We start from the raw sequence: 14,577 nt of genomic DNA, 5'->3' as shown, positions 1-14,577 counted from the left end.
AATCTTATTAAGATGGAGAAAACTTCGTCAAGTAAAAAACTATCTAACTCAATTGGTCTAATTGGCTATGGACCTGACTTTGAAAAAAGTATCTTCATGGCTTCTGTTGGTTCAGCTATTCTATTGAGAATCCAAGGGAAAGAAATCATTGTAACAAGTAAGCCCCTACTAAGAAGTATTCCCGATCAATACACAGCTAAATTTCTTTTCAAGCTTATAGATGAGAATGAAGAAATAAAGAAACTAATAGTTGGTGCTCCCAAAGACAGTTTTAAATTTCATACCCAGGATAAAACTGAACATTCATTGGGATTTGCTTACGTGGTTTTGGAGAACGGGTTGCCTAATTTTGAAATATTTGAACTTCAATTAGATCATCAATTTCCTTCAATATTTGATACAGAACGAATCAGTATATCTTCCATTGATAAAGAGGATCTTTCTTATGATCAGGTTCATTCAGATAAAGAGCTTTTAGAGCACCGATCTTTTCAGGGAAAAAACTTTAATCTCCACCAAAAAATAAATGTAGATGACCTTAATCTTACTTTATATAATCAAAAAACCGTTGAATTTGCTAAAAATGAACTTCCGGAGTCAATCTACCAGGGTGGCCTTGTTTATAAGCAGAACAATAACAGCATTAATCCAGTAGGAATTATCACAACCTTTGGGAAAGGTGAAAGTCGACAATACTTTGAAGGGCAGAGAAAACAAATTGACTTCTGTACATATCTACATTTTTCTGAGTTATTAAAGGCAATTTGCCATCACAATAATTTAAAAGTTAAACAAAAGTACCAAAGCCCATCCGCATTTTATTTAGATAATGTTCACAAGATAAGGGATACAATAGAAAGAATATCGGATGATATACTAACAAGAAAAATAGTTGAGATTGAAAATGATGAGAATTCGGGGATTGATAAAATTAAGTCGAAATGGCTATCTGCCCTTAAGCGAGAATTTATGTCAGCAAGATTTAACTTATTTCTAATTGAACAATCCCTTATGAATCTTGACTGGTGGGAAATTTCTCATCGTAACGAACCACCTAATCGAAAGATCCAAGAAAGTCTTATCAATGCCTACCATACAACAATATTTCGTGGTTTTGTAATAAGTATTTTCTCTGTAATTGAACACTGTTTACGTCAGATTCTAAGAGATATTAATCCTGATGCCTGTAATAATGCCAGAGATAATTTTCACAATATTTTAGGCTATCTATTCAAACGACTTAATATTGAGAAAAAAGATCTATATAAAACGCTCTTTAAATTGTTTAGAAACATAAGGAACGCAATTCATAATGATGGTTTCCATTATTCAAAGAATCAGGGCAACAATTTAATTATTGAATACAAAAATAAGACTTATAAATTCATTGATGAGAAACCAATTCCTATAAACTGGGAAGATCTATTAATCATCTCAGAAGATGCTGCTGAATTTTTAGTAGTATTTCTGGAAGATGAATTTGTAACAGAAGGTCTTTAGCCTTTTATATTAAATTAAACAGAAGGTATAAGTTATTGCGCCTTCCATTATATTACCGCATTTTAACAACCGAATTAACCAGAGAAGCTTAAATAAATCAGTATGCGAGAACGTGCCGAACAGCGCTTTTACTCTAAGTTAAAAGATACTTTCGTTGGTGAAGAAATTAAGGGAGAATCAGGATATGTGAACCTGATGAATTTGCGCCAGCAATATTTTGATAAGATTGAGCCTTTTATCAAAGAAAGCGTTGAAGAAAAGATAGAAAATGATGCTGCCAAGGAAGAACTCTATGATAAACTATATACCTTTTTTGATGCCTATCTAAATGAAACGGGCACTGTGTTCTTTGCTGATACTCAGTTGCACAAAAACCTGTATGAACGGGTTTATTCTGATCGTGATGATGTATCATTATTCTGGAAAACACAAAAGCTCTATTACGTAAAATCAGAAGCACTTTACGATGATCTGGAAACCGAGATTGACGGGATCACTTTCAGGTTTGATGCCTCTGCCATTAAACATTCAAAGGGAAATGAAAAGAAACAGCTTGAATTCTATTTAGCGGGTATCGAAGACAGTAAACTTACCTTTAAGCCCAAATACCAGGAACAGAATAGTTACGATCATTTTAGAAAGCATTTCGACGAAGATGACAGCTCTGCTGATGTTAAAAATTTTATCTATGATAATTACCCCGATATTGTTCATCCTAATGTTAAGGTAGTTACCAATGATTTAGATCATACGATTTATTCAAAAACTGATTTTAAGCAGATTATTTCAGTTTATGATATAAATGATGCCGTACAAACAGCCGGGGTAGAATTTGCTCCCTATAAGGTTGAGCATATTCTAAAATATATTAAGGAAAAAGAGATCCCGATAAGTGAAGATCAGCTTCGCAAAGCATTCCGTATTTACAAGAAGCAGAATGAGGTTGACTACTTTATTCATAAGGATGCCAAAGGTTTTCTAACTGAGCAGTTCAATATTTACTTGTATAACTATTTATTTGATGATAAAGACACAGAATTTACAGAAAAGCGCGTAAAGCAGATACAGACAATAAAAGAGATTGCCGCTGAGGTGATTGATTATATTGCCTGCTTTGAAGATGAACTGAAGTCCATTTGGAATAAGCCAAAATTTGTTCGCAATTCTAACTATGTGTTCACTTTAGATCGCATTTCTGATAATGCTGAATTAATCGAGAAGATAGTTGAACATCCTGGCTTTGAGAAACAGATTGAGGAATATAAAAATTTACATGAAGAATGGACAGATGAAGAGGGTAATACAACTAAGAAGGTTTGGAAAGAATTTGAGTGGGCAAGTGATTTTTCACCTGAAGACATTTTAATAACTGAAGAAGGTTCAAAGAAGTTAAATCCCGATTTCAAACATCTACCAGTTGATACTAAGTATTTCGCTGATTTAAAATGGGATATTTTAGATGATTTTGATCATTTAGAAGATCAAACTGATGGCTTTTTAATAAAGTCAGATAATTATCAAGCCTTAAATACGCTTCTGACTAAATTCCAAGAAGGTATAGATTTAATATATATTGATCCTCCTTTTAATACTGGAGACGATTTTTTATACAAGGATAAGTTTCAGGATAGTACTTGGTTAACCTTGATGGAAAATCGAATGGCCCTCTCCTATGAATTGCTTAATACAAAAGGCTCACATTATTTGCATTTAGATGAAAATGCAAACTACCTCGGAAGGATTCTTTCAGATCGGATCTTCGGATCTAAAAATTTTCAGAGGGAAATTATATGGGACATTCAGGTTCTCTCTGGTTATAAAGTTAAAGTTGCAGAAACTAACTGGATACTAGGGCATCAATCAATTCTATTTCATACTAAAAGTGATTCCTACAAATTTAATAAACAAGTCCAACCTCATACATTAAAATACCTCCGGTCTTTTAATAAAACTGATGAAGATGGTAGGGATTATCAGGTTGCTCATGGTAGGAGGATTTATAAAGATGAGGTAAAAGATAAAGGAAAACCTTTTGGCGATGTTTGGCCACAGCTCAAGGATATAATAGATGTAGAAAGGCCTTTTCCCGATGTTTGGGAAGAATTAACAGCAGCAGTTAATTTTGATAGACCTCAAGAAGATGTGTGGGGTGATATTATGTCTTTTCAGCAACAACCGACTTCTAGTGAGCGAATCCTTTTCGATACTCAGAAACCAGAAGAATTATTAAGTCGAATTATAAAATCTGGAACTGATACCGGTGACTGGGTTCTCGATTATTTTGCAGGAAGTGGAACAACAGCCGCTACCGCATTAAAAATAAATCGCAAGTTTATAACTTGTGAAATGGGTGAACATTTTGATTCAACTTTGTTGCCTCGAATTAAAAGAACTTTGTTAGGTCATGAGACTTCAGTTTCAAGGGAAGAATCATACCATGGGGGAGGTTTCATCAAGTATTATCAATTAGAACAATATGAGGATGCGTTATCCAGAAGTGCATATCAAGAGCAAGATAACTATGATATTTCCAAATATGCATTTGGAGCTGATCAGAAACAGTTGGAAGCTATTGAGTTAGATTACGAGAATGAGAAAGCCCATATTAATTTTGAGAAGCTCTATCCCGATGTAGATATTGCCGAAACCCTTTCTAATTTAACTGGCAAGAAGATCCGAAAGCTGAATGCTGAACGGGTTGAGTTTGAAGACGGTCAGGAGATTGTTTTCGATGAGATGACTTTTGGGGAATATCCCTGGATTAAACCGCTTATCTGGTGGAACAGCAGAAGGACAAAACAAAATTAATTCGGGGCATTACAATGGCAGATATCGTTTTAGAAGACATTTGTAAAAACAGCTACGAAGATCTACCGCCAACTTATAAAATTCAGGATTTAAAGCGGTTCAGCGTTGACTGGACTCTGTATGATTACCAAGAAGCGGCATTAAAGCGTGCTTTAACTTTTGTTTATAAGTATCAGAATGAGAAAGATGATCTCTATACTTCATACTTGGAAAAGCTGCGAGGAAATCAGGACCAGTGGGATAGTCTTGCAGTCAGTGAAGGGGATGATAATTTTGAATTTCTAAGCAATTACTACCCAGTAAATGAAGGAAAAATATCATTTAAACACTTTATGAACCGGGCCTCCTTCTGGATGGCCACCGGGTCGGGTAAAACCTTGGTGATGATTAAACTAATAGAAATGCTGTTTAACTTGGCCAAAGCGGGAGAAATTGAAGAAAAGAATATAATGCTGCTGGCGCCGAAAGATGACATTCTCTCGCAGATTAAAGAGCACGTACAAAAGTTTAATACCAATGGGGCACTTAAGATAGAACTTCGTGATCTACGTGAGTTTGAACACGTCAACCAGATGCAACAAAGTCTGTATGACAATAATACTATAACTGTGTTCTATTATCGGGCTGATAACATCAGGAAGGAAAATAAAGAAAAGCTCCTAAACTATGAGACGGTACTGAATAATTCTGATTGGTACGTAATATTAGATGAGGCTCACAAAGGAGATTCTGATACCAGTGATCAACAGCAGTACTACTCGCTGTTTAGTAAAAATGGGATGCTCTTTAATTTTTCAGCTACCTTTACCGATGATATTGATATCATAACAACCCTCTACAATTTTAATCTCAAGCGATTTTTAGAGGATGGATACGGCAAACATGTAAAAGTTGTTGATGAAGATTTTAGCAGTTTTAGAACCCGATCCGAAGATGAAGATTTTACCGATGAGGAAAAACGTCAAATTGTTTTAAAGTCTCTGCTAACATTTACAGCGGTTAAAAAACATGCACAAGAATTAAAAGGATATAATGAAAAGCTTTATCATAATCCATTATTGGTAACTACGGCTAATCAGGTCAATACAAAGAAAGCTGATCTTAAAATATTCTTTGAACAATTAGCAGAAATTGGGGCCGGGAATTTTAAGGGAAATGTATTTAAGCAGACCAAAGATGAACTCATCAAGGCATTAAATGAAAACCGTACCTATCAATTCGCGACAAATAAAATTTCCGATCAATTTATAGAAACGCTACAGCGTATAGAAAAAGCTGATATTTACAAATATGTATTCAATGCCGATGCACCCGGTCAAATTGAATACACATCAATAAGCGGTAATAATCGGGAATTAGCTTTTCGACTCAAGAGCGCCACTGAAGATGGACATTTCGGTCTCGTAGTTGCTTCTGAGATAAATAAATGGGGAGATAACGTTTTAGCAGACTATGATAAAGCCAATGCCGTTCTTACCGAAAGCTTCTTTAAAGAAATCAACGATCCCGATAATAAAATTAATTTATTATTAGGATCCCGAATTTTTACGGAAGGCTGGGACAGTAATAGACCAAATGTGATAAATTTTATCAACATTGGTGTTAATGATGAAGCCAAAAAGTTTGTCCTGCAAACCACCGGTCGCGGTGTACGAATTGAGCCCATAAAGAATCACCGAAATCGTCTAAAGCATATCAAGGATAAAGAGGCTTTATCGAAGTGTTTGAGTGATGAAGATCAGAAATATATACTTGATAATGATGTCCAGCTCCCTGTCGAATCTTTATTTGTATTTGCAACCGACAAAGATGTAATTAGCAATGTAATTGAAGGTCTCAATAAAACAAGTAAGGGAGATACTTGGCATAATGTGAGCGGAATTGAAAAGAACAAAATACCGGAAGATTTACTAATACCCGTTTACAAACAAGAAAAAGATTATGAGCCTCCGGCCTATCGCATCTCTGAAAAGGACTATAATAAATTAATTGAACATATAGGTGAAGAACCCAGCAATCAGGATAAAAGATTGTTAATGAATGTACCGGATGGAGTTACTGGGCAATTATTAACTACTCTAAAGAAAATTAGGAATAAGGACAATATTGAGAATTACCCTCAACAATCAGATTTTTCTCATCCATTTCAAGAGTTGCTTGCCATTAACAGCCATCTTAATAACAAGCCTGAACGGATAGATCATTATAAGCCGGTCACAAACGAAATAAAGCATTTTGAAAAAGTTCAGGCTAAGAATATTGATGAACAATCACTAAAAAATTTAGAAAAGAAAATTGCTGAAATACTCGATTTAGAATATGACTCAAAAAAGGAATTAAGAGAAGATTATAAGCAAGGCAAAGTCTCAGACGAAGACTTTGATTATCAATATGATTTACTTAATAATCCTGATTTTAGCAGTGGGAGTCATCCTGTAAATATCAATAAGGATTTTCTTAAAGAGCACTATTATAGACCAATTCTCCTTGCTGCTATTGAGCAAGGGTTTGATGATATGTATCGCTATATAATCAAAGTACCGTCAGAAATAAGGTTCCTCGAAAACCTGTCTGAAGAAGCTGAGAATGGAATGTTTACAAACTATGATTGGTGGTATTTTTCAAAGTTAGAAGAGAATATCGATGATATTGCTATCCCGTATTTTGATAATAAAAAACAGAAATACCGCGACTTTTTCCCAGATTTCATCTTTTGGATGAAAAAAGATGATAAACTGTTTATAACCTTTGTTGATCCCAAAGGAGCTGAACATCAATCAAATGTGATCAGCAAAATTAAAGGCTTCCAAGATGCAATTGAGAATCATGAAACGTTTGAAGTGGATGGCAAAGAAGTTGTAACCTCGCTATGGTTTTGGAATGAAGATATTAGAGCAGAAATATCGGCAGAGTATCGTGACAAGTACTGGTCGAATGATTTAGGAAAGATCTTCTAATGATACTTAAAGGTAGTGTAAACTCTGTGTAGGTTGTTTATTATTTAGGGTTACGGGTTAAGTCCAGTGGTAGTCGATCGCCACATCGAATGGCCAGTTGCTGAATGGTTAAGGCCCAATTCTGCAAGGGCGATGTTCATTTCTTCTCAATGTTTTAGGTAGCCAAATAAACCAGTATGAGCAGGGCCATATCGTTGGTGAAATCGGAATAGGTGTTAAGTAGGCCTCTCTTCTCATAAAATGGCAAATATAAGTTGATAGATTATTCTTACTTCTTTTGGTAAAGATTCCAATCAGTGTGAGTGGAAAATTTCTCATTTAGCTAGTAGGAATCAGAACAAAATAACTTGATAGAATTATGGGATGGATTTAGTTCTTTATAACTTCAAATCTACTTGTTGTAGCTTGCTGGAATAAGGTTCAAGATAGTTACTTCATTAAATGTATATTAGAATAGTTATTAATTAAATAAGCCATTTAAAATGGGTAAAAAAATAACAAAGTCTAAGATCCAAGAGTGGAAAGGGTTAGATCGAATACAACAAGTAGTGCATGAAGAATTAAAATGCGTTTATCGAGAAATATCCAAGGATGATTATGGTATAGATGGTGAGATTCAACTTGTAACACCAAGTGGAGAGCAAGAGTATGAGACAACTGGCGGTATATTAAAGTTTCAGGCAAAGTCTGGAATGAGTTATATAGTTCAGGATAAAGATGATTCATTTAGTTGTAAAGTGCGAGAGAAGGATCTAAAAGACTGGCATCAATCTAATTTTCCAATACTTTTTATTATATATCATTCAGAAGATGATCAACTATATTGGAAGCACATTAATAACTACATTAATAATGTATCTAATGTTTGGAAAAAACCTCATAAAATTAGGTTTGACAAGTCTAAAGATATCTTCGGGACTGAAGTTTATGAAAAATTATTGGAATTAGGTGAAATTGCCCCACCTAGAGTAGACTTCAACACCAAAGAAAGATTAATTTCTAATTTATTAAGAATAAAAAAATTACCCGAAGTTTGGTCAGCTCCAACCAGCGTTAAAAAAGCAACAACTTTATTTGAGAGTATTGAAGGTCATATCCCTCCATTTCGATTATTTAAGAACAGATTATATTCTTTTAGTTATCTGGCTGATGAAAGATCTGTATTTAAAGAGTTTTGTAATATTTCTGAAATGAGAAAAGAACAGAAAGAAAAGTTATGGGAAGATAACGACACATATCGGTTGTACATTTCATTGCTCAATAAATTAGTTGGTGATCACTTGTATAGAAGAGGTGTACATTATAGCAATGATTTTAGGCGAAGTTATTTCGCTTTACCTAATAAAGAGTCTAAAGAATTCAAAAGAGGTTGGTTCAATGTAAGAACTCATCAGGAAGTAAGACCTAGAATTATAGTAAAATACTATGAGTATGGTCTTGATAAATTTTGGCGTCATTCTGCTCTTGAATTCAAGTTTCATCAAATAGGAGATGAATGGTATATGCAATTAATGCCCAAGTTTTTTCTGACAAGTGACGGTGAAACACCTTATGAATCTAAGAGAATTGGTAGATTAGTTACTAAAGTTAAGGCATTGAATTATAATCCTGGAGCCTTAAATGATGTGTTATTTTGGTCTGACGTCTTGGCTTCTAATACTGGCAAATCTGTTAGAAAAAGAGACATTGAAATAGAGTTATTCTATCGACCGATATTAATAATAGAAAGAATGCCTGTTCATGGTAACACTAACTTTGCCCCTTTTGTTGATGCTGCACCATTGAATAAAGAAGATAGTCAAGACCAATTAACTTTTGATTATTAATAAATGGGTAATATTAAAATAGATTACATTGCTGAGCCAAATTTAAGATTTGGACACTATTTTGAGCATGAAGATCCCAAAATTGGATTGTATGATTTTGGTCCATATGGACTTAATGTAAAAGGACTACATGTTAATGAAATTAAAGTAGGAATAATTGGAACTAGAGAGACTATTTCAAATACAGTTGAATGGCTAAATAAATGTTCAAGTTATATTGAAAGTGAAAACATCAAAAAAAGCAAAAGTAGGAATAGTGATAATGAAACTAATTTGTTATTTCCCAATGACAATAGTTTGACTACAGAGAGAGACATCATTGATAAAAATGTAGATTATGATTTTGTAGGATTTAATAAAGATTCATCGTTCGAATGTGAATTTATTCCAAATGAAAGGTGGCAAAGGAGTCTTAACTCTAGAGAAATAAGCAGAATATTAGATAATGATAATAAATATTCACGAATAAATGAGATCGTAGAACTTATCAATAGTAACCTTTCAAGTATTCTGGAAGTTGGTCCTAAACCTGATTTGGTAATTATAGCTCTCACTAAGGAAATAGTTGAAAAGGCCGATACAGTCAAAGTACATGGCAATTATTATTACAATCTTAGAAGAGTCCTTAAAGCAAAGGCTATGATGCAACGTAATCCTGTTCCAATACAGATCATGCAACATGGGACTTTAACTGGCAAGAGAAAGAGCCTTCAGGATATATCCACCAGAGCTTGGAATTTTTGTGTAGCTCAATATTATAAGGCGGGGGGAGTACCTTGGATACCTACTGAGCTAGAATCTAATACCTGTTATATAGGTATTAATTTTTATGTTGATAAAGAAAGTGATGAACTTAGTAATAATACTACAATACGATCTAGTATTGCGTCAGCATTTGACTATTTAGGTCAAGGGGTAATTCTAAGAGGTGAAAAGTTTGAATGGGATTCTGAGTCTCTCGGAGGTACACCTCACCTTAAAACTAAACTTGCAAGTAAATTAATTAAGAAGGCATTAGATGAATACCTAAAGGCTACTCAAATTCCTCCCAAAAGAGTGGTTTTATTTAAGAGTTCTAAGTTCTGGGGAAAGGAACACGAAGACTTTAATGAGATTGAAGGATTTTATGAAGGAATAGATGATGTTTATCCTGGGATACAAACTGATTTTGTTGTACTTAAACAAACTGGCATTAGGTTTTTCAGAGAGGGTAACTATCCTCCCTTAAGAGGTACCCATATCAATTTGGGCAATGGAGGTAAACACTTACTTTATACTATGGGTATGATTCCTCATTTCCGAAAATATATTAAAGGTTACGTTCCTGAACCTTGGGAGTTGGTTCAACATATTGGTGAAAGTGCACCTAGAGATATATTTAGGGATGTACTTTCCTTGACAAAGATGAATGTCAATAATTGTGAATTTACTGATGGAGTACCAATTACATTATCATTTGCACACAAAGTAGGTGAAATCTTGAAACATATACCAGAAGGAGAATCGGTTCAACCTGAGTACAAATATTATATATGAATTGGAATTACAAAGGAATATGTGGTAGTGGGTAGTGTAGATGGTAGTGCAGGGGAACTCTTATCCTTTATCAAACAACTCCTTAGCCTGCTCATACTCCTCATCAAAGTCAATACCGGTATCTACATCCGGATCGAATTTTTGAAAAGCCGTGTACATATAGGCTAACAGGTGGCGTCCCGAAAACTTCTTTCCAGGAATCGAATTAAGACTATATTTCTTCTCCGGGGTATCAGTATCAATGCCGTTACGGCCAAGCATTCCAATTTCAAACCCAACCTTGCGTATTTCGTCCGTACTTTTGCCCTCAAAAAATTGGAGAGCGTCAACTATGTACATAACCGTTGACATTTCACCGGCAGGTGCACCCTTGTTTGAAAAACTTTCTTGGCCAACTGACTCATCATTCTCTAACGAAAGAGGATCTTCTTCGATCTGATCAACAGTTGAATCAAGGCTGTTGCCAATGCGTTCATCCTCATCAACAAGTTTAAAATACTCGGATACACCAAAGTCATCTGCCCATAAATTGATTAGCTCGTACTCAACAGCATATTCACCATCATTGAAATAAGCCAACCATTCCTTGTACAATTCTTTAGCCTCATTTATCTCTTTCTTAGAGGGGTTGAATTCTTCAATTAAGTCAACACCATAGAGCTCTTTAAATTGAATGGTATTGACCAGGCTCAGTATCTTATTTATTCGTATGATCTTCTTCGGTACAAATTCATGAACATCCTTATTTGTAGCTGATTGGATGTATTCCTGTTCTAAATTCAATAAGGATATGAATTGATAAGGCCGCAGATCAGGAAATTTATCAAATATCTTCTGCTCGATAAAAAGGTCGATAGGAGTATTATAGACTTGTGAATTTAACCCATCAAAAATCTGATTGATAAAGCCCTGGATTTTGGCTTCAGGAATATTTTGCTTTTCAAGCTTATTAGCTATGTATTGGTTATCCTGCTTAAACTGCTCTTTACACTGCCTGTCCGCGGTAAAAAGCTGATTCTTGCCAATATTTCTGGCTTCCAGTTGCCGGTCTAGGTGTCCAAGCTCGTGCATCACCAAGTGTTCCACACCCTCACGACTTGGCTGATATTTTACGACATGATTCTCTCGGTTATGGACTTCGGCCACCTCCAGTTTTGCCGGTGTAGATTATAGATGCAGAAGCTTCAACAACTATTCCTTTCTCAGATTTTTCCTCCAAAATTTCCTGGTAGGGCGATACCAATTCCCCTAAATCTCCCTTTAAAGACTTTTGGGCTTCTTCCCTGATTAACTGAAAAGCCTGATTGTAAAGTACTGACTGTTTCTTAGGATCAAGTTTAATTAGAGCCCGCCGTACATAATCAAAAGCCTCTTTAGAGTTATTCTGACGAGACTCAATCAGAGCCATCCCATATAGGGTATTTGGGTAATCCGGTTTTAACTCATGGGCTAATTCAAAATATCGTTTGGCCTCATCATACTTCCCCAAGTTTGCCAGATTGCCACCAAAGTTATTGATAGCCAAATAATTTTCAGGGTCTAACTCTAACACTCTTTCGTAGAACGACAGTGCCGATTCTGCGTCAGAATACGCCCTGGCATGAAGGTTACCCAGCAGGATTAGGGCATTAATATTTTCGGGATCCAAGCGTACCGCATCAATCAACGCATCGACAGCGTTTTCGGCATCACCTTGTTCAAAAAATATTTGTCCCTTAATACGATGATAGTCCGATACGGCTGGATCTTGTTCAATTAATTCATCTACGAGTGTTAGCGCCTTGGAATAGTTGTTTTGCTCGCAGAGTTGCACCACTTTCTTAAACTTATCGCTCTCTTTTTGAATGAGCTCTTCATCGAAGATGATCTTTATTATATCATCTTCGACTTCAACCTCTGGCGTTACGTTAGTTATGGAATAGGCATTTTTTATGGCTGCAATGTCTTCGTCAGATAAATTCTCAGGATTTTTGATCTTCGGGAATAGCTCCTTTAACAAGCTGTTTCGAGGAATGAGGATATGCATCAAAATAAATACGGATTAAACGATTTCAATAATTTGAAGTACAATATATCACAATGCTATTAAGAGATAAAGAAGAAGGGATAATGGAAAATCCTTGAGAAAACTGGAAAATCCAACATTTTCTGTAAGTATTCTGACCCAAATCGGTCTTACTATATAAACAGTTTAATTTTTTCGAGAAAGAATTGATCAGCAAGCAAATAACATATTATATAAAGGGGGAGCTAAACGAAAAAGAGATAATCGATCTCTGGAAGCAACTCTTAATTCAACCTGAACTTATAGAGCTACTGGAGGTTGAATTGTTTTTGTATAGAAACTTCAAATTATCGAATAATCAAACTGAAGAACTTTAAAATTTACTCAATAACGCAAATGCTCAATTAATTCAGTCAGGGGTAATGGCACTGAAATTGTTGAAGAATCCCTTCCTTTATCTCTAAATTGTTCTTCAACATGAACTGCAAACGAAAGGTACATTATAGCAGCTCTTGATAATTTTAAAATTCTTAGCGTTTTGGCATGCAATTCGGATCTTGATATTGAATATGCCAAATCATCAGACGAATAAGAAGAAGTCATAGCCCCACCAAATAGATGGACCTTAAGATATTTATGTTCAAGATGGTTTCTTATTTCATTAAGCTTCTGGGCATCAGGTTCTAAACATTCTTTAAACTCTTTGTTATTTTCAAAAAAATCTTTGCTTAACCAATAAAGTCCTCTAAGAGGCCAGTTTTTATTTTGAGCAAATTCATCTCTAAGTCTATCATTTTTATACCAAACAGTACGAAAGCTCACCCTTCTCTCGGGTATTCCTAAGTTGAAGTATTCGTTTATAAAAAAGGCTATTTTATCGAAGGTGGAGTAGGCACTTTTATAAGCAACCTTCATTTTTTCAACCGATAACGAATGACACGAATAATCCAATGTATCATAAAGTAGATTATTCTTATCCGAAAAATGAATCTCATTATTTTTTCCAGTCATGTCTGATTCATAAAACAGATATCTTGCAGATATAAATTCTTGTTTTATAACGTTAAATAAGCCATGGTGAAAAGGGTTAGTTTCTATATCAGTAACAATATTGGGCAAATGCAAAATATCTCTAGCAGCAATGGTGTGAGAACCAATATCATTTAAGGGATTTAAAAAAAGATTTTTATCTAATACCCACCTTCTATATAATTTTTCACTTTCTGTTTCTCCTAAATCCCAATTATCCAGGGTAGATTCTTCTTCCAAAAAGTCCCCATCTAATATTGAGGTAATATGATTTATGCATTTCTTGAATCCCTTATGTGCTTCAACCGTGATATTCAGATTTAATGCTTTATTTAAATGACCATAAGCTACTTTAAGTAGGATAACTTTGTGGCCCTTATCATAAACAATTCTTGAGTATTGCATTAGCCCGTGGCCCAAATTACCAAGAGCCATTCCAAAATTTTCATCAACTTGGATACATTCATTCCAATATTCGACAGCACCTATTATCCGACCAAGATGGGAGAGATGATTGCCTAGGTTCGTATTAATCTGACAGTAATAATACTTCTCTTTATATCTGTTTTCCCTTAAAAGGTGAAGAGCTTTTCGAAGATTAATAATAATTTTTTCAAATTCTTCGGATTCCCAAGGCCATTTATTCTGTCCCTTTGGATTTTCTATCTTATGCTTATAAGACCATAAATTTCCAATAGTGTAATGAAAATAAGCCTCCTGCACCTCATTGAGTGGCTTATCTTTTATTTGCTCACTCAGTGATATAGCATGTTTTATACCCTTCAGAGAATTCCTATCATATGAAAAGTCACCCAAGCTACCTATTATTTGAATAGCTTGATCACTATTGTAATCAGACAAAGAGTCAATCTTTCTCAATTCATCAAAATTCAAATTCTCATCACTCATAAGACCC

At 34.8% G+C, this 14,577-nt stretch carries 8 protein-coding genes; 5 read left to right on the top strand and 3 right to left on the bottom strand.

Annotated elements, in window-relative coordinates:
* The first annotated feature begins 12 nt into the window (after nucleotides 1-12).
* The 5 genes from ACG2F4_RS06845 (at nucleotide 13) to ACG2F4_RS06825 (ending at nucleotide 10,627) form a co-directional block, all read left to right on the top strand.
* Nucleotides 13-1,500 (top strand): hypothetical protein, encoded by a 1,488-nt coding sequence (locus tag ACG2F4_RS06845; RefSeq protein ID WP_395259476.1) that lies wholly within the window; start codon nucleotides 13-15, stop codon nucleotides 1,498-1,500.
* A gap of 102 nt (nucleotides 1,501-1,602) precedes the next feature.
* On the top strand, nucleotides 1,603-4,308 hold the full coding sequence (locus ACG2F4_RS06840; protein WP_395259475.1) for a DNA methyltransferase: 2,706 nt from the start codon (nucleotides 1,603-1,605) through the stop codon (nucleotides 4,306-4,308).
* A complete protein-coding gene (locus ACG2F4_RS06835; RefSeq protein WP_395259474.1) occupies nucleotides 4,278-7,265 on the top strand; it encodes a DEAD/DEAH box helicase family protein in 2,988 nt (995 codons plus the stop codon). Before ACG2F4_RS06840 ends, ACG2F4_RS06835 begins: the two co-directional genes overlap by 31 nt.
* 482 nt (nucleotides 7,266-7,747) lie before the next feature.
* Nucleotides 7,748-9,091 (top strand): DUF4365 domain-containing protein, encoded by a 1,344-nt coding sequence (locus tag ACG2F4_RS06830; protein ID WP_395259473.1) that lies wholly within the window; start codon nucleotides 7,748-7,750, stop codon nucleotides 9,089-9,091.
* Between the two features lie 3 nt (nucleotides 9,092-9,094).
* Nucleotides 9,095-10,627, top strand: a complete 1,533-nt coding sequence (locus tag ACG2F4_RS06825; protein WP_395259472.1) for a hypothetical protein — start codon at nucleotides 9,095-9,097, stop codon at nucleotides 10,625-10,627.
* 60 nt (nucleotides 10,628-10,687) lie between these two features.
* Here the strand turns inward: ACG2F4_RS06825 and ACG2F4_RS06820 are convergent, their stop codons facing one another.
* The 3 genes from ACG2F4_RS06820 to ACG2F4_RS06810 form a co-directional block, all read right to left on the bottom strand.
* Entirely contained in the window at nucleotides 10,688-11,773 is a 1,086-nt protein-coding gene (locus ACG2F4_RS06820; protein ID WP_395259471.1) for a hypothetical protein, read from the bottom strand.
* Complete coding sequence (locus ACG2F4_RS06815; protein WP_395259470.1) at nucleotides 11,757-12,653, bottom strand: tetratricopeptide repeat protein; 897 nt, start codon at nucleotides 12,651-12,653, stop codon at nucleotides 11,757-11,759. Before ACG2F4_RS06815 ends, ACG2F4_RS06820 begins: the two co-directional genes overlap by 17 nt.
* A 363-nt stretch (nucleotides 12,654-13,016) precedes the next feature.
* Nucleotides 13,017-14,570, bottom strand: coding sequence for an LA2681 family HEPN domain-containing protein (locus ACG2F4_RS06810; protein WP_395259469.1), 1,554 nt, complete (start codon nucleotides 14,568-14,570; stop codon nucleotides 13,017-13,019).
* Nucleotides 14,571-14,577: the final 7 nt, after the last annotated feature.

Source organism: Halalkalibaculum sp. DA3122 (assembly GCF_043951865.1).
GTDB lineage: Bacteria > Bacteroidota > Rhodothermia > Balneolales > Balneolaceae > JAMQKA01.
Note: the sequence above shows the minus strand (reverse complement) of the source record. Positions and strands in the feature narration are given on the sequence as shown.

Bases quoted from the DNA above. Each gene is read 5' to 3' on its own strand.
- ACG2F4_RS06840 (WP_395259475.1), top strand. From the start codon at position 1,603: ATGCGAGAACGTGCCGAACAGCGCTTTTACTCTAAGTTAAAAGATACT.
- ACG2F4_RS06825 (WP_395259472.1), top strand. From the start codon at position 9,095: ATGGGTAATATTAAAATAGATTACATTGCTGAGCCAAATTTAAGATTT.
- ACG2F4_RS06815 (WP_395259470.1), bottom strand. From the start codon at position 12,653: ATGCATATCCTCATTCCTCGAAACAGCTTGTTAAAGGAGCTATTCCCG.
- ACG2F4_RS06810 (WP_395259469.1), bottom strand. From the start codon at position 14,570: ATGAGTGATGAGAATTTGAATTTTGATGAATTGAGAAAGATTGACTCT.
- ACG2F4_RS06845 (WP_395259476.1), top strand. From the start codon at position 13: ATGGAGAAAACTTCGTCAAGTAAAAAACTATCTAACTCAATTGGTCTA.
- ACG2F4_RS06830 (WP_395259473.1), top strand. From the start codon at position 7,748: ATGGGTAAAAAAATAACAAAGTCTAAGATCCAAGAGTGGAAAGGGTTA.